A 20228-nucleotide genomic window follows, 5' to 3' on the forward strand; every position below is an offset into this window, starting at 1 on the left:
AAAGCCGGACTGGTTTCGCCTTTGCCTCAACCGACTTATCTGTTTATCCATGAGAACCCCAGATGGCCCTGCAACTGACCTTTGGTGAAGCCACCGCCACCGGCCCCCGTGCGGAAAATCAGGACGCCATCCGCGTGGTGACCCCGGCGCCGGCCCTGGCGGCCAGCAAGGGCTGCCTGTTCGCCCTGGCCGATGGTGTCAGCCAGTGCGCCGACGGTGGCCTCGCCGCCCGCGCCACCTTGCAGGCCCTGGCCCTCGACTACTACGCCACCCCGGAAACCTGGGCCGTGGCGCAATCGCTGGATCGCCTGCTGGTGGCCCACAACCGCTGGCTGCAGGCCAATGGCGGTGGCCAGCCACTGCTCACCACCCTGACCAGCCTGGTGCTGCGCGGTCGGCGCTACACCCTGGCGCATGTCGGCGACTGCCGTGCCTATCGCCTCAACGGCAGCACGTTCGAACGCCTCAGCGAAGACCATGTGTGGGAACAACCGGGCATGCAGCACGTGCTCAAGCGTGCGCTCGGCCTGGACCAGCACCTGGTGGTGGATTACCGCGAAGGCGAACTGCAGGAAGGCGACAGCTTCCTGCTGGTCAGCGATGGCGTGTGGTCGACCCTCGGCGACCACGGCATCCACAGCATGCTCAAGGACGAAACCGACCCTGGCGCCGCCTGCCGCGCCCTGGTTAGCGCTGCGCACCTGGCCGGTAGCCAGGACAACGCCAGCGCCGTGCTGGTACAGGTGCAGAACCTGCCCGACAACAACCTGGCCGACACCCTGGCCCAGCTCGAGCAATGGCCCCTGCCGCCGCAACTGCGCGCCGGGCAAAACTTCGAGGGCTGGCAGGTCGAACGCCTGCTGGCCGAGTCGCGCCAGTCGCTGGTCTACCGCGTGCGCGACAACCAGTCACGCCGCTGGCTGCTGAAAACCCTACCGAGCAGTCGCCATGACGAGGAGCAGGCCGCCCCCGCCCTGCTGCTGGAAGAATGGTTCTTGCGCCGCGTGGCCGGCCGCCACTTTCCCGAGGCGCACCCGCTGCCGCAGCGTCAGCACCTGTACTACGTGCAACGCGAACACCCGGGCCAGACCCTGGCCGAGCACCTGCGCCTGTCCGGTCAGCTGGGCCTGCCGGAATGGCTGGATGTCGCGCCGCGCCTGCTCAAGGCCATGGGCATGCTGCACCGGCGCAACATCCTGCACCGCGACATCAAGCCGGAGAACCTGCTGTGGTGCGATGACGGCGAACTGCGCATGCTCGACTTCGGCCTGGCCTACTGCCCCGGGCTGTCGCGCGATGAACAACACAGCCTGCCCGGCACGCCCAGCTACATCGCCCCGGAAGCCTTCAGCGGCGGCAAGCCCAGCCCGCAGCAGGATATCTACGCCGCCGGCGTGACCCTCTATCGCCTGCTCACCGGCCACTACCCCTACGGTGAGATCGAAGCCTTCCAGCACCCGCGCTTCGGCAAACCGACGCCGCCCAGCCGCTACCGCCCGGATATCCCCACCTGGCTGGATGAGTGCGTGCTGCGCGCCGTGGCCGCCAACCCCGAGGAGCGTTTCGAAACCGCCGAAGAATGGCTGCTCAGCCTCGAACAGGGCGAACGCCAGGCGCTGATCCTGCGCCCGCGCCCACTGCTCGAGCGCGAACCGCTGAAAGTCTGGCGCGGCGTGGCACTGGCCTCGCTGCTGCTCAATCTTGCCCTGCTGGTTGTCCTGCTGCGCTAGGGCTGGTCGCAAAGCCCTGTAGGAGCCAGCTTGCTGGCGATGCAGTCGACCTGCGGATCGCCAGCAAGCGGGCCCCTACAACAGCCCAGACAGACCAACATTTCCTGAAAACTGATCGGGTCGTCAGCCCTAGCCCGCCGCGTATACACTGAGCGCAACCCATGGCGACTCTCTGCCATGGCCGTTCCAGCCAGCTTTCAGGACGAACATGGCACAGGCCGGCAGCATCGATCTGGACTCTTCCGTTTCTCCGCCACGCCTGAGCGTGCGCGGCGACTGGACCCTGGCGCACTACCGTGAGCTGCGCCAGCGCATCGCCAGCCAGGCCGCGTCCGCCGAGGTGGAACTGAACCAGCTCGGCCAACTCGATACCGCCGGTGCCTCGCTGCTCAGTGACTGGCTGGGTGCCGAACGCCTGGCCACGCTGATCGAACACAGCCCCGACCTGCCCGCCGAACGCCTGGCCCTGTTGCGCACCGTATGCCAGGCGCTGCAAGGCGTGCCGGTGGTCTGCCCACCGCCACCACCGTCCAGCCTGCGCGAATTTCTCGAACACATCGGCGCCGCCGTCAGCGCCCAGGCGCTGCAACTGCGTGCCTTGCTGGGCTTTCTCGGCCTGACCCTGGCCAGCCTGTTCACCAGCCTCTGGCGACCGCGCCGCTGGCGTATCACCGCGCTGGTTTCGCATGTCGAACAGACCGGGCTCGACGCCGTGCCCATCGTCGCCCTGCTGACCTTCATGGTCGGTGCGGTGGTGGCCTTTCTCGGTGCCACGGTGCTCGCCCAGTTCGGCGCGACGATCTACACCGTGCACCTGGTGGCCTTCTCCTTTCTGCGCGAGTTCGGCGTGCTGCTGACCGCCATCCTCATGGCCGGGCGCACGGCCAGCGCGTTCACCGCGCAGATCGGCGCGATGAAGTCCAACGAGGAAATCGACGCGATCCGCACCCTCGGCCTCGACCCCATGGAGTTGCTGGTGCTGCCGCGCGTGCTGGCCCTGCTGATCAGCCTGCCGATCCTGACCTTTATCGCCATGCTCTGCGGCATCGTCGGCGGCGGCCTGGTCTGCACCCTGCTACTGGATATCTCGCCCACCCTGTTCCTGCACATCCTGCAGTCGAACATTCCCGTACAGCACTTCTTCATCGGCCTGGTGAAAGCACCGTTCTTCGCCCTGGTGATCGCCATCATCGGTTGCCTGGAAGGCTTCAAGGCCAGCGGTAGCGCCAAATCGGTCGGCGACCACACCACCAGCAGCGTGGTGCAGTCGATCTTCGTGGTGATCCTGCTCGACGCCGTGGCCGCGCTGTTCTTCATGGAGATGGGCTGGTGAGCCGCGCGGCGCTGGTCGAGGTGCGCGGGCTGGTCAACCAGTTCGGCGCGCAGGTGGTGCACGACAACCTCGACCTGGATATCCGCCAGGGTGAGATCCTTGGCGTGGTCGGCGGCTCCGGCACCGGCAAGTCGGTGCTGCTGCGCAGCATCGTCGGCCTGCTGCGACCGGCCGCCGGCAGCGTCAAGGTATTCGGCGCAGACCTGCTGAACCTCGATGCCGAACGCCGTTCGCAACTAGAACGACGCTTTGGCGTGCTGTTCCAGCGCGGCGCCCTGTTCTCTTCGCTGAGCGTGGTGGAAAACATCGCCCTGCCGCTGATCGAGCACGCGGGCCTGCCGCGTGCCGATGCCGAGCACCTGGCGCGGCTGAAAGTCGCCCTCGCCGGTCTGCCGGTGGGCGCCGGCGACAAATTCCCCGACGAGCTGTCCGGCGGCATGGTCAAGCGGGCCGCCCTGGCGCGCGCCCTGGCGCTGGATCCGGAAATCCTCTTTCTCGACGAACCCACCGCCGGCCTCGACCCCATCGGCGCGGCGGCGTTCGACCAACTGATTCGCACCCTGCGCGATGCCCTGGGGCTCAGCGTTTTTATCATCACCCATGACCTGGACACCCTGTACAGCATCTGCGACCGCGTCGCGGTGCTGTCGCAGAAGCGCGTGCTGGTGGCCGACCGCCTGGAAGTGGTCGAGGCCACCGACGATGCCTGGGTCCAGGAATACTTTCACGGCCCCCGTGGCCGCGCCGCCGCCCAGGCGGTCCTGCGTTCGGAGACATACTGATGGAAACCCGTGCCCACCATGTGCTGATCGGCCTGTTCACCGTGCTGGCAATCAGTGCCGCGCTGCTGTTCGCCCTGTGGCTGGGCAAGTCCAGCGTCGACCAGGAATTCCGTGTCTATGACGTGGTGTTCAAGGAGGCGGTGACCGGCCTGTCGATCGGCAGCGCCGTGCAGTACAGCGGGATCAAGGTCGGCGAAGTGGCCAACCTCAGCCTCGACACAAAAGACCCGCGCATCGTACGGGCGCGCATTCGCGTGTCGTCCAGCACGCCGATCAAGGAAGACACCCACGCGCGCCTGGCCATCACCGGCGTCACCGGCAACGCCATCATCCAGCTCAATGGCGGCACCCCCTCCAGTCCGGCGTTGGCGACCGACAATGACAACCCCACGGAAATCCTCGCGTCACCTTCGCCACTGTCGAGCCTGCTAGCCAACGGCGAAGACGTGCTGACCAGCATCAACAAGCTGTTGAGCAACGCCAACCGCCTGTTCTCCGATGACAATATCAAGCACATCGGCAGCACCCTCACCCAGCTGGACCAGACCACAGCCGTGTTCGCCGAGCAGCGCGACAGCATTCGCCAGACCCTGACCCAGCTCAACGAGGCCAGTCGCCAGGCCAATATCACCCTGAAGCAGACCGCCGCGCTGGCGCAGACCGCCAACCAGTTGGTCGACGGCGAAGGCCGCAGCATCTTCCAGCGCACCGAACAGGCCGTCGCCGCCCTGGAGCGCAGCAGCCAGAGCATTGAGCAGATACTGGACGACAACAAAGGCGCACTGGGCAGCAGCCTGCAGGGCCTCGGCGAAATCGGCCCGGCCATCGCCGAACTGCGCGCCACCCTGGCCAGCCTGCGCCAGTCCGGTCGACGCCTGGCGGAAAACCCCGGCGCCCTGCTCGAACGTGAACAGAATCAGGAGTTCGAACCATGATCCACGCCCTGCGCGCCGCCACCTTGCTTGGCCTGAGCAGCCTGCTCGCCGCCTGTTCACTGCTGCCCAAGGCGCAGCCCATCGACATCTACCTGCTGCCACCTTCAACGCTCGCCAGCCAGGCCAGCAGCCCACGCCTGGCGCAAACCCTGAGCGTGGTGCGCCCGCAAGCCAGCCAGGTACTCGACAGCACGCGTATCGCCGTGGTCCCGGCTGGTAGCCGCATCAGCAGCTATAAAGGCGCACGCTGGGGCGATCCAGCGCCCTCGTTGCTGCGCGACCGCCTGCTCGACGTGCTGCGCCGCGATGGCCGTTTCACTGCCGTGGCCAGCGACGAGCAACACCTGCACAGCGACCTGGAACTGCGCGGCAACCTGTTGAGCTTCCAGAGCGAGTACCACGACGGCCAGGTGCAGGCGGTGATTCGCCTCGATGCGCAGCTAGTCGACAGCGAGAGCCGGCACATCCTCGCCAGCCGCCGCTTCGAGGTCAGCCAAACGAGCAGCGACGCCCAGGTCGCCTCGGTAGTCGATGCCTTCGGCACGGCCAGCGATAGCCTGGCGCGCCAGCTGAGCGACTGGCTGCTGGCGTCTGCCCCCAAAGCGCGACAAACCGCACCATGACTGCGCGCACCGCCTCAGCGCGGTGCGCCATTCCCCCGCAAAATCCTGCAAAAGCCCCTCTCAGGCGGCGTTTTCCGGTATTGGCACAATCCCTGCTTTATCACGGATAACACAGACATAGAGCTGTTCTTCAATGGCGAAGAGCAGCTCACCCGATCGATCGGGACAAGGACAAAGGCGTCCTCGCTAGGTGACTAGCGGGACGCCTTTTTTGTTTTCCGTGATTTTTACAGGCAGGAGAAAACCGGCATGAAAAAACTCAAGCTGGTCATGGTTGGCAACGGTATGGCCGGCGTGCGGACCCTGGAGGAGCTGCTCAAGCTCGCCCCGGATCTCTACGACATCACCGTGTTCGGGGCCGAACCGCACCCGAACTACAACCGCATCCTGCTCTCCCCGGTACTGGCCGGCGAACAGAACTTCCAGGACATCGTGCTCAACGACCTCAACTGGTACGCCGAGCACAACATCCAGCTGCTGCTCAACCGCAAGGTGGTCAGCATCGATCGCAAGAAGCGCGTAGTAATCGCCGACGACGGCACCCGCGCCGAATACGACCGCCTGCTGATTGCCACCGGCTCCACCCCGTTCATCCTGCCGATTCCCGGCAACAAGCTGCAGGGCGTGCTTGGCTACCGCGACGTGGCCGACACCCAAAGCATGATCGACACCGCCAAGGCCCATAGCCACGCTGTGGTCATCGGCGGCGGCCTGCTCGGCCTGGAAGCCGCCAACGGCCTGAAACTGCGCGGCATGGACGTGACCGTGGTGCATATCTCCGACTGGCTGCTGGAGCGCCAGCTGGACAAGACCGCGGGCAAGCTGCTGCAAGCGGCGCTGGAAGAACGCGGTATCCACTTCCGCCTCAGCGAGCAGACCGAAGAGCTGATCGACAACGGCAACGGCCGTGTCTGCGCCGTGCAGTTCAAGGGCGGCGACACCATCCCCGCCGACCTGGTAGTGATGGCCGCCGGCATCCGCCCCAACTACGAGCTGGCGGAAAAATCCGGCATCCCGTGCAACCGCGGCATCCTGGTCAACGACACCTTGCAGACCAACGACCCGTGCATCTACGCCATCGGCGAGTGCGCCAACCACCGCGGCATCGCCTACGGCCTGGTCGCTCCGCTGTTCGAGCAGGCACAGGTCTGCGCCAACCACCTGGCCCAACTCGGCTTCGCTCGTTACCAGGGCTCGGTCACTTCCACCAAGTTGAAAGTCACCGGCATCGACCTGTTCTCCGCCGGCGACTTCATGGGCGGCGAAGGCACCGAAACCATCACCCTCAGCGACCCGATCAGCGGTGTGTACAAAAAACTGGTGGTGAAGAACGACATCCTGGTCGGCGCCTGCCTGTACGGCGATACCGTCGACGGCGGCTGGTATTTCCGCCAGGTTCGCGAGCGAGCCAACATCAGCACCATCCGCAACTACCTGATGTTCGGCGAGCAGACGGCTGCCGACATGCCCCGCGCAGCCGCTGAGCCCGACAACGAGGTCAGCCTGTACGACAGCGCCACCCTCGCCCTGCAGGTGCTGAAATTGGATGCGAACCTGCCGGCCAACCCGCTGGCGCTGGTGGCGGCCAATGCCGCTCAGCACGCATGACCCGGCCGCAGACGATGGAAGCCAACGCCATGCCTACTTCCCTGCAGACCACCGCCTCGACCTGCTGCTACTGCGGCGTGGGTTGTGGCGTGCTGATCGAACATGACGGCAAGACGATCCTCGGCGTCCAGGGCGACCCCAAGCACCCGGCGAACTTCGGCAAGCTGTGCAGCAAGGGCTCGACCCTGCACCTGACCGGCGACCTCGACGCCCGCGCCCTCTACCCCGAGCTGCGCCTGGGCAAGGGCCTGGCTCGCTCGCGCGCCACCTGGGACAGCGCCCTCGATCACGCCGCCAAGGTATTTGCCGAAACCATCCGCGAACACGGCCCGGACAGCGTGGCCTTCTACATCTCCGGCCAGTTGCTGACCGAGGATTACTACAGCTTCAACAAACTGGCCCGCGCCCTGGTCGGTACCAACAACATCGACAGCAATTCGCGCCTGTGCATGTCCTCGGCAGTGGTCGGCTACAAGCGCAGCCTGGGGGCCGATGCGCCGCCGTGCAGCTACGAGGACATCGAGCAGAGCGACTGCCTGCTGATCGTCGGCAGCAACATGGCCTATGCCCACCCCATCCTGTTCCGTCGCCTGGAAGCGGCCAAGGCCGCACGCCCGGAGATGAAGGTCATCGTCGTCGACCCGCGGCGCACCGACACCTGCGACCTGGCCGACCTGCACCTGGCGATTCTGCCGGGCACCGACGTGGCCCTGTTCCACGGCATCCTGCACATCCTGATGTGGGAAGACTGGATCGACCGCGCCTACATCGAGGCCCACACCGAAGGCTTCGACGCCCTCAAGCAACTGGTGCGCGACTACAGCCCCACGGTGGTGGCCGATCTCTGCGGCATTTCCCAGGCCGACCTGCTGCGCTGCGCCGAACTGATCGGCAAGTCGCCTTCGTTCCTCTCGCTGTGGTGCATGGGCCTCAACCAGTCCACCGCAGGCTCAGCCAAGAACAGCGCGCTGATCAACCTGCACCTGGCCACCGGGCAGATCGGCAAAGTCGGCGCCGGCCCCTTCTCCCTCACCGGCCAGCCGAATGCCATGGGCGGCCGCGAGACCGGTAGCCTGAGCAACCTGCTGCCCGGCCACCGCGATGCCGGCAACGCCGAGCACCGTGCCGAGGTCGCCCGCTACTGGGGCGTCGATGCACTGCCGGAAACGCCGGGGCTGACCGCCATCGAGCTGTTCGATGCAGTGGCCGAGGGCAAGATCAAGGCGCTGTGGATCGCCTGCACCAACCCCGCCCAATCCCTGCCGGACCAGAGCAAGGTGCACGCCGCCCTGGCCGCCTGCCCGTTCGTGGTGGTGCAGGAAGCCTTCTTCACCACCGAAACCTGCCACTACGCCGACCTTCTGCTCCCAGCCGCCAGTTGGGGCGAAAAAGAAGGCAGCGTGACCAACTCCGAACGGCGCGTCAGCCATGTGCGCCGCGCCGTGCAGCCCCCTTTCGATGCGCGCCCGGATTGGGCGATCACCTGTGATTTCGCCCGTCGCCTGGAACACCTGCTAAAACCCGGCCTGCCCAGCCTGTTCGACTTCGCTAGCGCGCAAGCGCTGTTCGAGGAATACAAACACCTGACCAGCAATCGCGACCTCGACCTCAGCGGCCTGAGCTACGCCATTCTGGATAACCAAGGTCCACAACAATGGCCGTTCCCGGCCGGTGCCCAGCACGGCACCGCGCGCCTGTACGAGGATGGCCGCTTTCCCACCGCCAGCGGGCGGGCGCAGTTTCTTGCCGAGCCTTACTGCTCGGCCAAGGAAAAGCGCGACGGACGCTTCCCGCTGCTGCTCAACACCGGCCGCCTGCGCGACCAGTGGCACGGCATGAGCCGCACCGGCACCGCCGCGCGGCTGTTCGGCCACGCCGAAGAGGCCGTGCTCAGCCTGCACCCGGACGAACTGCGCCGGCGCCGCCTGCAGGACGGCCAACTGGTCAGCCTGCGCAGCCGTCGCGGCGAGCTGATCGTGCCGGTACAGGCCGATGAGAATGTGCGCGCCGGCCAGGCCTATCTGCCCATGCACTGGGGCAACCGCTTCCTCAAGGGGCTGGGCACCAACGTGCTGACCCAGCCGGCTTTCGATCCGCTGTCCAAGCAGCCGGAACTCAAGCTCAGCGGCGTCGAAGTGGAGAAAGCCGAGCTGCCCTGGCAGTTCTTCGCCCTGGTCGAAGGCGACGTGCAGCGCCGCTTCGAAGCGCTGCGCCCGCTGTTCGAGGGTTTCGCCTACGCCAACCTGGCGCTCACCGGCCGCGAACGTCCGGCGCTGCTGATCAAGGCCGCCAGCGCCGAGGCGCCGGACGCTGCCCTGCTGGCACAGATCGATGCCCTGCTGGCCGTCGACGCAGGTCCGGTACTGGCCTACGACGACCCGCAGCACCGCGTCGGCAAGCGCGTGCGCATCGAGGACGGACGTATCGTCGCCATCCGCCTGGCCGGCGAAACCGCTGCCCGCGACTGGCTGAAAAACCTCTGGAGCGAAGGCAAGGCCGACGCCAGCCTGCGGCGCTGGCTGCTCGCCCCGCTGGCCACGCCACCCGGCGCAGCCAGCGGCAAGGCCAGCAAGACCCTGTGCAACTGCATGAACGTCAGCGAAAGCGCGGTGTGTGCCGGCATCGCCCGTGGCCTGGACCTGAACGGCCTGAAGCAGGAGCTGAAATGCGGCACCAGCTGCGGCTCCTGCGTACCCGAAATCAAACGACTGCTGGCCACGCAACCCGTGGCCGTCGCAGCGACCGCCTGAGGAGAGAGACATGAGCGCAAAAGTCTGGCTGGTAGGCGCAGGCCCGGGCGATCCGGAGTTGCTGACCCTCAAGGCCGTGAAAGCCCTGAATCAGGCCGAGATCGTGATGATCGACGACCTGGTCAACCCGGCGGTGCTGGAGCACTGCCCCACGGCGCGCATCGTCCCGGTGGGCAAACGCGGCGGCTGCCGCTCCACCCCGCAGGAATTTATCCATCGCCTGATGCTGCGCTATGCGCGCCAGGGCAAGTGCGTGGTGCGCCTCAAAGGTGGCGATCCGTGCATCTTCGGCCGTGGCAGTGAAGAGGTCGACTGGCTTGGCGCCCACGGCATCGAGGTGGAAATGGTCAATGGCATCACCGCCGGCCTGGCCGGCGCCACCAACTGCGGCATTCCCCTGACCCTGCGCGGCGTGGCCCGCGGCGTGACCCTGGTCACCGCCCACACCCAGGACGACAGCAGCCTCAACTGGCCGGCGCTGGCGCAGAGCGGCACCACCCTGGTGGTGTACATGGGCGTGGCCAAACTGCCGGAAATTCGCGAAAGCCTGCTGGCCGGCGGCATGCGCGCCGACATGCCGGTGGCGATGATCGAAAACGCCTCCCTGCCGCACCAGCGTGAATGCCGCAGCAGCCTGGCGGCCATGCAACAGGACGCCCACGATTTTCAGCTGAAAAGCCCGGCGATCCTGGTGATTGGGGAAGTGGCAGCGCAGCAACAGATTCAAGTCTTGGCAGAGATTGCCTAATCCCCTTCGCTCCTGCGGAGAAATGCTTTGCCCGGCCATTTGGCCGGGCTTTTTTTTGCCACTCGGATGTACGAGACGTTGACACCCTGTAGGAGCCAGCTTGCTGGCGATCAGTTACCCAGAGCATCGCCAGCAAGCTGGCTCCTACACGAGCAGCGCCTGCCAGACAGCAGCCGCGACAGCCAGGCACTCAGTGCCAGAACACCTCGCCCACCCGCTCACCCCACACCGGGAAATGCTGGCTGTAGGCGTTCTCCACCACGTTGCGCTTGATCTTCAGGGTGGGCGTGAGGAAGCCGTTGTCGATTGCCCAGGTTTCGCTGATCAACACCAGGCCGCTGAGCCGCTCGGGCTTGTCGAGCTGTTCATTGATGCTGTGCAGAAAGGCCTTGAGGCTACCTGCCAGTTGCTCGCGCGGTTCGCGCTGACCGGCTTCGGAGAGCACGCACAGGGCCAGCGGCTGCGGCAAACCATCGCCGACCACACAGACCTGCTCGATCTGCGAATGCACCGCCAGGCGGTTCTCGATCGGCGCCGGGGCGACATACTTGCCCTTGCTGGTCTTGAAGATTTCCTTGATCCGCCCGGTCAGGCGCAGGTTGCCGATATCGTCCTGCTCACCCTTGTCGCCGGTGCGCAGGAAGCCATCCTCGGTCAACGCCTCGGCGGTCTTGCCCGGTTCCTTGAAATAGCCCTGCATGGTCGAGCCGCTACGTACCAGCACCTCGCCCTCTTCACTGATGCGCACTTCCACTCCTGGGTTGTTCTGGCCGATCCAGCCACGCTTGAACTGGCCCGGGCGGCAGACGTGCGAGTAACCGCAGTTTTCGGTCATGCCATAGACCTCCTGCAGCTCCAGGCCCAGGCGGCGATACCAGGCCAGCAGCGCATCAGGCACCGGGGCCGCGCCGGACAGGGCGAAGTTCACCGCATCCAGGCCCAGGCCCTTGAGGACTTTGCGCCCGATCAGCCGACCAATCAGCGGCAGCGATAGCAGGCGGTCCAGCTTTGCCGCCGGCATTTTGTCGTACACGCCCATCTGGAACTTGGTCCAGATCCGCGGCACGCCGAAGAACACCGTGGGCCGCGCGCGGCGCAGGTCGGCGAGGAAGGTATCCAGGCTTTCGGCGAAATACACGGTGAGGCCGCTGTACAGCGCATTGAGCTCGACGAACATGCGCTCGGCCACGTGGCACAGCGGCAGGTAGGACAGCACCCGGTCACTCTCGCTGACGCCAAACAGCTGGGTGGCGTGGCTGGCGGTGAAGCCGAAGTTGGAGAAGTTGTGCATCACGCCCTTGGGCATGCCGGTGGTGCCGGAGGTGTAGATGATGGTGGCGAGCTGATCCGGCCCCGGACGCGGGGTGTCCTGGATCGGCGCGCAGGCCTGCAGGTCGCTCCAGTGCTTGTTGAACTCACCCGCGGGATGCAGCGGCAACGCCACGGTCGTCACGCTCGCTGGGAAGTGAGAGGCCATGCCCGGCCAGTCGTCGAGCTTGCCGATGAACGCCACCCGGGCTTCGGCATGTTCGAGCACCTGGGCCACGGTCTCCCCGGTGAGATTGGGGTACAGCGGCACGGAAACATGCCCGGCCATCCAGATCGCCAGGTCGGCGACGATCCAGTGCGCGCAGTTCTTCGAGATGATCGCGACACGGCTGCCCTGGGCCAGCTCCAGGCTGCGCAGCCAGTTGGCAGCACGCCGCGCCTGCTCGCCTACCTCGGCCCAGCTCAGCGTCTCGACCTGACCACCGCCCTGGGGCTGGATCAGGAATGTCTTGTTCGGATGACGCGACTCACGCTCGAAAAAGACATCGAGCGGTAAACGGACGGCACTGGCCACGGGGCCTCCTTGTTTTTTCTTATTGTCACAGGGAGCAACCAAGCACTTGCTTGGTTGAATATTCCACGGGGCAAGGAGGCAGTGCAAGTGGAGAAATGTTTCAGCGAAGCAACAGCGTGCAGGCGCAGCTACGCAGCCCGCGAACCAGAGCGCGCGAGCAGGGATTATGAAGAGGCTAGTGGGCTCAGCCGGGGTGATACAGGCCGATTTGGCGCATACCGCCAATCAATGGCAGCTCGGCTTCAAGGCCGACCAGGCTGGCGGTACGCAGGGGAAAAGGCAGTTGCAGGTGACCATGCACCAGCAGCCCGGCCAGGGCGCCGAGCAACGGGTTGTGGCTGACAATCAGCAATTCATCGACGACAAAGTGATCAAGCTGATTGGCCACCTCGCGCGGTGAGTCGTCCGGGGTCAGCCACTCCAGGGTGGTCAGTGGCAGATCAAGGCCGAGCACCTCGCGCACCAACTCGGCGGTCTGCTGGGCGCGCAGATACGGGCTCACCAGAATCTGTTGCAGCGCCGCGCCGCGCAGGCGTTCGGCGCTTTGCCGCACTTCCGCACGACCGTGGGCCGTCAACGCCCGCTCGGCATCGCTACGCGCTTGCGCAGCAGCCTCACCATGACGCAACAGCCAGAGCTTCACAGCTTGGGTTCTTCGTCACGCACCGGGTGTGGCGCCGGCGGGATGCTGTGCGGCTCGTTGTCTTGCGGTGGGCGCGCCGTCGGCCAATCGGCGAACGGCCAGGGCTTCTCCTCGGTATTGAAGCTGCCGAAACGGCCAATCTGCTGCAGGTACTGGCTGAGGCTGTCGCCAAAACCCTGCAGGCCGCTGTTCGGTGCACCGTAGAACAGGCGATAGCCCAGTTGCAGCAACACCACGCCGCCAAGAATGATTTCCGCCAACTGCCAGACGATGGCGAAGATCACCATCCACAGAATGCGCAGCACGATGGATTCACGTTCCAGGTCTTTGCTCGGTTCGCTCATGTCACTCTCCTTGGGGCATGCGGCGCGGCCGCGGTTCAGAATCCGCTGATCGGGATGAAATCCACATCGGTCTTCGGTTCGGCACGCATCAGCGCCTCGATGACCTGGGCCAGGGTGCGCCCTTCGAAGAGAATGGCATGCAAACCGGCGACCAACGGCATATACACCTGCATTTCCTCGGCTTTGTGCTTGAGCACCTTGAGCGTGTTGACGCCCTCGGCCACTTCACCCAGGCGCGCCACCGCATCTTCCAGGCTCAAGCCCTCGCCCAGGGCGAAGCCAACCTGGTAGTTGCGGCTCTTCGGCGAGGTGCAGGTGACGATCAGATCGCCAACCCCGGCCAGGCCGAGAAAGGTCATCGGGTTGGCACCGAGTTTGACGGCGAAGCGGGTCATTTCCGCCAGCGCGCGGGTGATCAGCATGCTCTTGGTGTTCTCACCCATGCCCATGGCAGCAGCCATGCCGGCGATGATCGCGTAGACGTTCTTCAACGCACCGCCGAGCTCGACGCCAAAACTGTCGCGACTGGCATACACGCGGAAGGTGCGGCCGTGCAGCGCCTGCTGCACCCGCTCGCAAAGTTCTTCGTCTTCGCTGGCAATCACCGTGGCAGTCAGTGCGTGTTCGGCCACTTCCTTGGCCAGATTGGGGCCCGACAGCACGCCGATGCGCGATTGTGGCGCCACTTCGGCAAGAATCTGGCTCATCAGCTTGAAGCCGTTGGCCTCGATGCCCTTGGTGGTACTGATCAGCAGCTTGCCAGCCAGGTCGGCGGCAAAGGGCTGCAACGCGCTGCGCAGGGCTGACGAGGGAATGGCGACGAACACCAGCTCGCAGGCGGCCAGGGTCGCATGCAGGTCATTCAGCGGCTCCACCCCCGGGTGCAGCTTGACGCCCTTGAGGTAGCGCGGGTTTTCACGCTGGGTGCGCATTGCCTCGGCCTGCTCGGGGTCGCGCATCCACTGCAGGACGCGCTGGCCATTTTCGGCCAGCAGGTTGGCAATGGCGGTTCCGAAACTACCGCCGCCCAGCACTGCAACAGGTTGTTGCTCAGTCATAACGATTCCAGAACAAGCCATTCACATGGCGAATGGGGGGATTATCACGGAGCATCGCCCGACCGGCCAGTGCCGCGTGTGACCATTGACTGTGCATGCGCTGGCAAACCCGGGCATCTCGGTTAACATGCGCCTGTCCGCCCCCGAACAAGGCTGTTCCGTGCGCACCTCATTTTTTATTCCTGCGCTGCCCCCGTTTCCCAGCTCGTCGCGACTCGAGCCTCGGCCCTGCCCCGCACAGACCGCCGGGGTGGCGTGCCCATGAATCTTGGCCAGAACTGGGACATCCATACCCGCACTCAACTGATCAGCGTCGGCCCGGCCTTGTTGCTGACCCTGCTGCTGACCGGTTTCTTCACCTTTGCCCGGTTGCAGGATCTGCGCCAGGAACTCGACCACACCGGCCAGTTGATCGCCGACCAGCTCGCGCCGGCAGCCGAATACGGCGTGCTGGCGCACAACCCGCAGGTACTCGACAACCTGCTGCGCGCCACGCTGAAGACGCCCCATGTGCGCTTTCTGGAAATACGCGACCGCGACGAGAACATCCTCGTCTATGTCGAACAGCCGGACCATGACAGCGGTGTCAGTGTCGAGGTGTTCCAGGCCTCGATCCACCAGCAGCGCATCGAACCCAACCAGACTCCGGCCCAAGGCCAGAGAGCCAAGAACGACAAACGCCCGGGCGACTACCTGGGCCGCGTGGTGGTCGGGATGTCCAATGAGGCGCTGAGCAGCCAGCAGCAGGACATCCTGATCAAGGCCGCGGTGCTCAGCCTGCTTGCACTGCTCCTGACCTTCCTCCTCGCCCGTCAGCTGGCCAGCCGCCTGGCACGCCCGATCAGCGCCATGGGCCGGGCCGTCGAGGCGATCCAGGCCGGCAACTACCAGAGCCAGCTGCCGGAAAGCGCCGGCGGCGAGCTGGGTGAGCTGGCACGTCACATCAACAACCTGGCCAGCGGCCTGGCCAGCGCCAGCCGCGAGCAGCAAAGCGCCATGGAGCAGCTGATCCAGACCCGCGAGCAGGCCGAACAGGCCAGCCGGGCCAAATCCGACTTCCTGGCAATGATGAGCCACGAGCTGCGCACCCCGATGAACGGCGTTCTGGGCATGTTGCAGCTGCTGGAAACCACCGAGATGAACCAGGAGCAGGCCGAATACGCCGCCCTGGCTACCGAATCCACCGAGCACCTGCTCAAGGTGATCAACGACATCCTCGACTTCTCGCGCATCGAGCGCGGCGCCTTGGAGCTGGAGCGCATCCCGTTCAACCTGATCGATCTGCTGCAAGGCTCGCTGCAGGTGTTCCAGCACAGCGCCCAGCAGCGTGGCCTGTACCTGCGCCTGAACAACCAGCCAGGCCTGGAAGACTTCGAGGTGCAGGGCGACCCGACGCGCATCCGGCAGATCCTGGTCAACCTGCTGGGCAATGCGCTGAAGTTCACCGAGGACGGCGGCATCCGCATCGAAACCCACTGGCAGCCGCTGGACAACGAGGTGCTGTGGTTCATCTGCGCGGTACACGACAGCGGGATCGGCATCGCCCCGGAGCGCCTGGAACACATGTTCGATGCCTTCCAGCAGGCCGACACCTCGATTTCCCGACGCTACGGCGGCACCGGGCTTGGTCTGTCCATCGCCCGCACCCTGGCCGAGCGCATGGGCGGCACCCTGCACGCCTCCAGCCAGGAAGGTGCAGGCTCGGTATTCAGCCTGGAAATTCCCCTGCCGTTCCGCCCGCGCAGCGCCAGCCTGGAAGCCGATCTGGCCTTGCAGGGGCCGGCCGGCGAAGGCCAGGAAGTGCTGTTGGTGGAAGACAACCCAGTCAACCAGACGGTGATCGAGGCCATGCTGCGCAGCCTCGGCTACCGCGTCACCCTGGTCGGCGATGGCGCCCAGGCGGTGCACCGTTTCAATGCCCAGCGCTTCGCCGCCATCCTGATGGATTGCCGCCTGCCAATCATGGATGGCTACGAGGCCACACGACAGATTCGCCAGCAGGCGCCGCACTGCAACATCCCGATCATCGCCCTCACCGCCAACGCCCTGCAGGGCGACCGCGAAGCCTGCCTGCAGGCGGGAATGAACGATTACCTGGCCAAGCCCTTCAAACGTGCAGACCTGGAACGTGTCTTGCTGCGCTGGTTGAACAACCGTAACCAGCGCCAGGAACAGGAGTGCTAGAGTCAGCCAAAGCGTTTTTCAGGCGCGGGAACAGCCCGGTATACAGGTGTTCACAGGAAACTGTGACTTTCACCAACACGCAACAGTCTATGACTACGCTGCCGACAGAAGCCCAGAGCCTGCGGCGACCAGGATGTATCGCTTAGCCCCGTGCGGCGGGGCCATTGAGGAGCTCGCATGACCAAGCAAAACGCCTTCACCCGGGAAGACCTGCTGCGCTGCAGTCGTGGCGAGCTATTCGGCCCGGGTAATGCGCAACTGCCCGCCCCCAACATGCTGATGATCGACCGCATCGCTCACATCAGCGACAACGGCGGCAAGTACGGCAAAGGCGAAATCGTCGCCGAGCTCGATATCACCCCAGACCTGTGGTTCTTCGCCTGCCACTTCGAAGGCGACCCGGTAATGCCCGGCTGCCTAGGCCTCGATGCCATGTGGCAACTGGTCGGTTTCCACCTCGGCTGGCAGGGCAACCCCGGCCGCGGCCGCGCCCTGGGCTCCGGCGAAGTGAAGTTCTTCGGCCAGGTGCTGCCTACCGCGAAGAAGGTCACCTACAACATTCATATCAAGCGCACCATCAACCGCTCGCTGATCCTGGCCATCGCCGATGGCACCGTCAGTGTTGATGGTCGCGAAATTTACAGTGCCGAAGGCTTGCGCGTCGGTCTGTTCACCTCCACTGACAATTTCTAAGGGTTATCCGCATGCGTCGCGTCGTGATCACCGGTCTGGGCATCGTTTCGTGCCTGGGCAATGACAAAGACACCGTTTCCGCCAACCTGCGTGCCGGCAAAGCGGGTATCCGCTTCAACCCGGCCTATGCAGAAATGGGCCTGCGCAGCCACGTGTCCGGCTCGGTCGACCTGAACCTGGAAGAGCTGATCGATCGCAAGATCTTCCGCTTCATGGGCGATGCCGCGGCCTATGCCTACCTGTCGATGGAGAAGGCGATTGCCGACTCCGGCCTCACCCCGGAGCAGGTGTCCAACCCGCGTACCGGCCTGATCGCCGGCAGCGGTGGCGCCTCGACCCTGAACCAGATGGAAGCCATCGACACCCTGCGCGAAAAGGGCGTCAAGCGCATCGGCCCATACCGCGTCACCCGCACCATGGGTAGCACCGTGTCGGCCTGCCTGGCCACGCCGTTCCAGATCAAGGGCGTGAACTTCTCCATCTCCTCGGCCTGCGCCACCAGCGCGCACTGCATCGGCCAGGCGATGGAGCAAATCCAGCTGGGCAAGCAGGACATCGTGTTTGCCGGCGGTGGCGAGGAAGAACACTGGAGCCAGAGCTGCCTGTTCGACGCCATGGGCGCCCTCTCCACCCAGTACAACGAAACCCCGGAAAAAGCCTCGCGTGCCTACGACGCCAAGCGTGACGGCTTCGTCATCGCTGGCGGTGGCGGCATGGTAGTGGTCGAGGAGCTGGAACACGCCCTCGCCCGCGGCGCGAAGATCTACGCCGAAGTGGTCGGCTACGGCGCCACCTCCGACGGCTACGACATGGTCGCACCGAGCGGTGAAGGCGCCATCCGCTGCATGCAGCAGGCCCTGGCCACGGTCGACGCACCGATCGACTACCTGAACACCCACGGCACCTCGACCCCCGTGGGCGACGTGGCGGAAATTCGCGGTGTGCGCGAAGTGTTCGGCGACAAGGCGCCACCGATCAGCTCGACCAAGAGCCTGTCCGGCCACTCCTTGGGCGCCGCCGGCGTGCAGGAAGCGATCTACTGCATGCTGATGATGGAAGGCAACTTCATCGCCGGTTCGGCCAACATCGACGAACTGGACCCGGAAGTGGCCGACCTGCCGATCCTGCGCCAGACCCGCGAGAACGCCGAGCTGAACACAGTGATGAGCAACAGCTTCGGCTTCGGCGGCACCAATGCCACGCTGGTGCTGCAACGTTACAAAGGCTGATTGCTGCGGCAATGAAAACGGCGCCCTCGGGCGCCGTTTTTGTTTGTCCGCGCGCTAGATGCGAAAACGCCCGACCAAGACACTGAGGTCGACAGCCAGGCGCGACAGCTCCTGACTAGCGGCGCTGGTCTGGTCAGCACCCGCCGAGGTCTGTAGCGACAAGTCGCGAATGTTCACCAGGTTGCGGTCCACCTCGCGGGCGACTTGCGCCTGTTCCTCCGAAGCACTGGCGATCACCAGGTTGCGCTCGTTGATCGAGGCGATGGCCACGGCGATTTCGTCCAGCGCCGCGCCTGCTGCGCGCGCCACATCCAGGGTGGAATGCGCCCGCGTGGTGCTGCCCTGCATGGCACTGACGGCCGCTTCGGTGCCCTGCTGAATGCCGCCGATCATCTGCTCGATTTCCTGGGTCGACTGCTGGGTGCGATGCGCCAGCGCGCGCACCTCGTCGGCCACCACGGCAAAGCCACGCCCGGCATCCCCGGCCCGCGCCGCCTCGATGGCCGCATTAAGCGCCAACAAGTTGGTCTGCTCGGCAATCGAACGGATCACGTCGAGCACCTGGCTGATATTGCGCACCTTGCCGGCCAGGGTTTCCACCTGGTCCGAGGTAGTGGTCACGTCGCTGGCCAGATGGCTGATCGAGTCCACCGTCTGGCGCACCTGCTCACGGCCATGCTGGGTGGTGCGATCCGACTCGCGGGACGCCTCCGAGGTGCTCACCGCGTTGCGCGCCACCTCCTCCACTGCCGCCGTCATTTCATTCACCGCGGTGGCTGCTTGCTCGATCTCGGCGTTCTGCAGGTGCAGGCCACGGGTGGCGTCCTCGGTCACCGCATGCAGCTCCTCGGACGCCGAGGCCAGTTGGCTGGACGAGTCGGCGATGCTCTGGATAGTGGAACGCAGGCTCTGCTGCATGCGCTTGAGCGACTCCAGCAACTGCGCCGGTTCGTCCTTGCCTTCGATGCGAAACTCACCCGTCAGATCACCGGAGGCAACCACCTGCGCTACCTCCACTGCCTGCGTCAGCGGGCGGACAATGCTGCGGGTCAGCAACACGGCCAGGACGATGGTGATCAGCGCGGTGATCACCAGCAAAATCACCACCATCTCGACGGCACTGGCGTATGCCGCATCGCTGGATTCGGCGGCAGCCGTAGCGCCCTGCCCGTTCATCTCGGTCAGTTCCTGGAGTGCCTTGGCCATGCCGTCGGCGTACTGGTTGAGCGTGCCGTTGGCAATCGCCACGGCCGCGTCCAGTTCGTCCTGGCGCGAGTGCGCCATGATCTTCTCCTGCTCGCCCAGGTAATTGTCCTGCGCCTGCTTGAAGCGCTCGTAGGCCGCGCGCTCGTCGGCGCTGGAAATCAGCTTCTCGTATTCGCCGCGCGAGCCGGCCAGCCCTTCCTTGAGGGTAAGCAGGCGCTGTTCGTTCTGGCTCATGCTCTGCGCATCACGGTTGATCAGCAGTCGCAGGGTGATTGCGCGAATGCGCAGGATCTCCTGGCTCATGTCGTTGAGCACCTGGATGCTCGGCAGCCAGTTGTTGTTCACATCGCTCGACTGCTGGTGCATTCGCCCCATCTGACTCAGCGAGAAGCCACCAAGAATCAGCATCAGCAGCGCGAGAATGGCAAAGCCAAGAGCTGCGCGTGGAGCAATTTTCAGGTTGCGAAGGTACATGATGAGCATCCGTGACTGCGGTGGCTAAGCCCTAAGCCAAGCAAA

15 protein-coding genes and 1 pseudogene are annotated in these 20228 nt (G+C 65.1%); 11 read left to right on the forward strand and 5 right to left on the reverse strand.

Features of this window, described 5'->3' with window-relative positions:
• The first annotated feature begins 62 nt into the window (after positions 1–62).
• From H3H51_RS14540 to cobA, 8 genes and pseudogenes are all read left to right on the forward strand, one after another.
• Complete coding sequence (locus H3H51_RS14540; RefSeq protein WP_183089767.1) at positions 63–1730, forward strand: bifunctional protein-serine/threonine kinase/phosphatase; 1668 nt, start codon at positions 63–65, stop codon at positions 1728–1730.
• A 208-nt stretch (positions 1731–1938) separates the two neighbouring features.
• On the forward strand, positions 1939–3063 hold the full coding sequence (locus tag H3H51_RS14545; RefSeq protein WP_183089768.1) for an MlaE family ABC transporter permease: 1125 nt from the start codon (positions 1939–1941) through the stop codon (positions 3061–3063).
• Complete coding sequence (locus H3H51_RS14550; protein WP_407926505.1) at positions 3060–3845, forward strand: ABC transporter ATP-binding protein; 786 nt, start codon at positions 3060–3062, stop codon at positions 3843–3845. The genes H3H51_RS14545 and H3H51_RS14550 overlap by 4 nt, the downstream gene beginning before the upstream one ends.
• On the forward strand, positions 3845–4780 hold the full coding sequence (locus tag H3H51_RS14555) for an MlaD family protein (protein WP_183089769.1): 936 nt from the start codon (positions 3845–3847) through the stop codon (positions 4778–4780). Before H3H51_RS14550 ends, H3H51_RS14555 begins: the two co-directional genes overlap by 1 nt.
• Positions 4777–5403 carry an ABC-type transport auxiliary lipoprotein family protein gene (locus H3H51_RS14560; protein WP_183089770.1) on the forward strand — a complete coding sequence of 209 codons (627 nt, stop codon included), beginning with the start codon at positions 4777–4779 and terminating at the stop codon, positions 5401–5403. The genes H3H51_RS14555 and H3H51_RS14560 overlap by 4 nt, the downstream gene beginning before the upstream one ends.
• Before the next feature lie 249 nt (positions 5404–5652).
• Positions 5653–6894, forward strand: a pseudogene (locus tag H3H51_RS14565) (NAD(P)/FAD-dependent oxidoreductase); the annotation flags it as partial.
• Between the two features lie 146 nt (positions 6895–7040).
• Positions 7041–9761, forward strand: a complete 2721-nt coding sequence (locus H3H51_RS14570; RefSeq protein WP_183089772.1) for a nitrate reductase — start codon at positions 7041–7043, stop codon at positions 9759–9761.
• 10 nt (positions 9762–9771) lie between these two features.
• Positions 9772–10509, forward strand: coding sequence for a uroporphyrinogen-III C-methyltransferase (gene cobA, locus H3H51_RS14575; RefSeq protein WP_183089773.1), 738 nt, complete (start codon positions 9772–9774; stop codon positions 10507–10509).
• 190 nt (positions 10510–10699) lie between these two features.
• On the opposite strand, the gene H3H51_RS14580 is transcribed toward cobA, so the two are convergent.
• The 4 genes from H3H51_RS14580 to H3H51_RS14595 all read right to left on the reverse strand — a co-directional run bounded on the left by H3H51_RS14580 (position 10700) and on the right by H3H51_RS14595 (position 14397).
• Positions 10700–12352 (reverse strand): AMP-binding protein, encoded by a 1653-nt coding sequence (locus tag H3H51_RS14580; protein ID WP_183089774.1) that lies wholly within the window; start codon positions 12350–12352, stop codon positions 10700–10702.
• A gap of 184 nt (positions 12353–12536) precedes the next feature.
• Positions 12537–12995: a phosphohistidine phosphatase SixA gene (gene sixA, locus H3H51_RS14585; protein ID WP_183089775.1), complete on the reverse strand. Its 459-nt coding sequence runs from the start codon at positions 12993–12995 to the stop codon at positions 12537–12539.
• Positions 12992–13339 (reverse strand): DUF4389 domain-containing protein, encoded by a 348-nt coding sequence (locus H3H51_RS14590; protein ID WP_183089776.1) that lies wholly within the window; start codon positions 13337–13339, stop codon positions 12992–12994. Before H3H51_RS14590 ends, sixA begins: the two co-directional genes overlap by 4 nt.
• Positions 13340–13374: 35 nt before the next feature.
• On the reverse strand, positions 13375–14397 hold the full coding sequence (locus H3H51_RS14595; protein ID WP_183089777.1) for an NAD(P)H-dependent glycerol-3-phosphate dehydrogenase: 1023 nt from the start codon (positions 14395–14397) through the stop codon (positions 13375–13377).
• Between the two features lie 261 nt (positions 14398–14658).
• Here H3H51_RS14595 and H3H51_RS14600 point away from each other — a divergent pair, with 261 nt between their 5' ends.
• The 3 genes from H3H51_RS14600 to fabB all read left to right on the forward strand — a co-directional run bounded on the left by H3H51_RS14600 (position 14659) and on the right by fabB (position 18503).
• Complete coding sequence (locus H3H51_RS14600; protein WP_183089778.1) at positions 14659–16581, forward strand: ATP-binding protein; 1923 nt, start codon at positions 14659–14661, stop codon at positions 16579–16581.
• Positions 16582–16758: 177 nt separating this feature from the next.
• Entirely contained in the window at positions 16759–17274 is a 516-nt protein-coding gene (gene fabA / locus H3H51_RS14605; protein ID WP_183089779.1) for a 3-hydroxyacyl-[acyl-carrier-protein] dehydratase FabA, read from the forward strand.
• Positions 17275–17285: 11 nt separating this feature from the next.
• The gene (gene fabB / locus H3H51_RS14610) at positions 17286–18503 is read left to right on the forward strand and encodes a beta-ketoacyl-ACP synthase I (protein ID WP_183089780.1); all 1218 of its coding nucleotides are present in this window, start codon (positions 17286–17288) and stop codon (positions 18501–18503) included.
• Positions 18504–18557: 54 nt separating this feature from the next.
• Here fabB and H3H51_RS14615 read toward each other — a convergent pair whose 3' ends face one another.
• Positions 18558–20183, reverse strand: a complete 1626-nt coding sequence (locus tag H3H51_RS14615; protein WP_183089781.1) for a methyl-accepting chemotaxis protein — start codon at positions 20181–20183, stop codon at positions 18558–18560.
• Positions 20184–20228 lie beyond the last annotated feature (45 nt).

This window comes from Aquipseudomonas ullengensis (genome assembly GCF_014174475.1).
Lineage (GTDB): Bacteria > Pseudomonadota > Gammaproteobacteria > Pseudomonadales > Pseudomonadaceae > Aquipseudomonas > Aquipseudomonas ullengensis.